Origin of the sequence: Yaniella halotolerans DSM 15476, assembly GCF_000420805.1 — a bacterium.
GTDB lineage: Bacteria > Actinomycetota > Actinomycetes > Actinomycetales > Micrococcaceae > Yaniella > Yaniella halotolerans.
The window spans coordinates 1-2072 of the sequence record NZ_ATVQ01000006.1; the positions used below are offsets into that span (position 1 = coordinate 1).

Below are 2072 nucleotides of genomic sequence, written 5' to 3' on the forward strand. Positions count from 1 at the left end.
AAAAAAGGGGCTAACAGATCCGCTTAACCTTCCAGCACCGGGCAGGAGTCAGTGCATATACATCGTCTTACGACTTCGCATGCACCTGTGTTTTTGATAAACAGTCGCCTCCCCCTAGTCTCTGCGGCCCTTACCCCCTCCACCAAGCAAGTTGGCTTCAAGGTCCGGGCCCCCCTTCTTCCGAAGTTACGGGGGCATTTTGCCGAGTTCCTTAACTATGATTCTCTCGATCGCCTTAGTATTCTCTACCTGACTACCTGTGTCGGTTATGGGTACGGGCAACACCACACCTCGCGCCGATGCTTTTCTAGGCAGTATAGGATCACCGAATCTCACACCACGTGTGAGCCCATCACGTCTCAGGCACACATCTGGCGGATTTACCAACCAGAAGCCCTACACGCTTAGACCAGGACAATTCCACTGCCTGGCCCGGCTACCTTGCTGCGTCACACCTGTTAATGCGCTTGACTTATCGGTTCAGGTCCCACGCTCACCAAACACAGACACCCGAAGGTGTCCACGAACGGCTCGGGTGGTTAGTATCACCAACTCGTCATGGACGGTGTAGCACTGGTACGGGAATATCAACCCGTTATCCATCGACTACGCCTGTCGGCCTCGCCTTAGGCCCCGACTAACCCAGGGAAGATTAGCTTGACCCTGGAACCCTTAGTCATCCGGCGGACGGGTTTCTCACCCGTCATTCGCTACTCATGCCTGCATTCTCACTCGCGTACACTCCACAACACTTCACAGATGCTGCTTCACCACGTACACGACGCTCCCCTACCCAACCAACAAACGTTGGCCGTCACAGTTTCGGCGGTGTGCTTGAGCCCCGCTACATTGTCGGCGCGGAATCACTTGACCAGTGGGCTGTTACGCACTCTTTCAAGGGTGGCTGCTTCTAAGCCAACCTCCTGGTTGTCTCAGCAACTCCACATCCTTTTCCACTTAGCACACGCTTAGGGGCCTTAACTGATGATCTGGGCTGTTTCCCTCTCGACGATGAAGCTTATCCCCCACCGTCTCACTGCTACGCTTCAACTTCCCGGCATTCGGAGTTTGGCAGACGTCAGTAACCTTGTAGGGCCCATCAGCCAACCAGTAGCTCTACCACCAGAAAGCAACACGTAACGCTGCACCTAAATGCATTTCGGGGAGAACCAGCTATCACGAAGTTTGATTAGCCTTTCACCCCTACCCACAACTCATCCCCTCAGTTTTCAACCTAAGTGGGTTCGGTCCTCCACGCGCTCTTACACGCGCTTCAACCTGGTCATGGGTAGATCACTTCGTTTCGGGTCCAGAACACGCGACTCAACGCCCTCTTCAGACTCGCTTTCGCTACGACTACCCCACACGGGTTAACCTCGCCACGCATCACTGACTCGCAGGCTCATTTTGCAAAAGGCACGCTCTCACACCCCACAGGATGCTCGAACGGATTGTAAGCACACGGTTTCAGGTACTATTTCACTCCCCTCCCGGGGTACTTTTCACCATTCCCTCACGGTACTGATTCACTATCGGTCAATAGGAAGTATTTAGGCTTACCAGGTGGTCCTGGCAGATTCACACGAGACTCCACGAACCTCGTGCTACTCGGGTAACACTCACGGCAACAACACACATTTCAACTACGGGACTGGCACCCTCTCCGGTCAGGCATCCACACCTGTTCGCTTACACGCATCATCCACCGCGTCCCGCGGCAGCGGAACACAAGTACACCCAACAACCCCCACCATGCAACCCCTGCCGGGTATCACACATGATAGGTTTAGCCTCATCCGCTTTCGCTCGCCACTACTCACAGAATCACAATTGTTTTCTCTTCCTGCAGGTACTGAGATGTTTCACTTCCCCACGTTCCCTCCAACTGGCCTATACATTCAACCAGCGGTCACACACACAACCAAAGCCATGCATGCGGGGTTTCCCCATTCGGACATCCTGGTATCAACGCTCGGTTATCAACTCCACCAGGCTTATCGCAGATTCCCACGTCCTTCATCGGCTCCTATTGCCAAGGCATCCACCGTGCGCCCTTCAAAACTTACCCAACC

1 rRNA gene is annotated in these 2072 nt (G+C 54.2%); it reads right to left on the reverse strand.

Annotated features, from left to right (window positions below):
- A 23S ribosomal RNA gene (locus tag G583_RS0113245) occupies window positions 1–2068 on the reverse strand; the annotation flags it as partial.
- Between the last annotated feature and the right edge of the window lie 4 nt (window positions 2069–2072).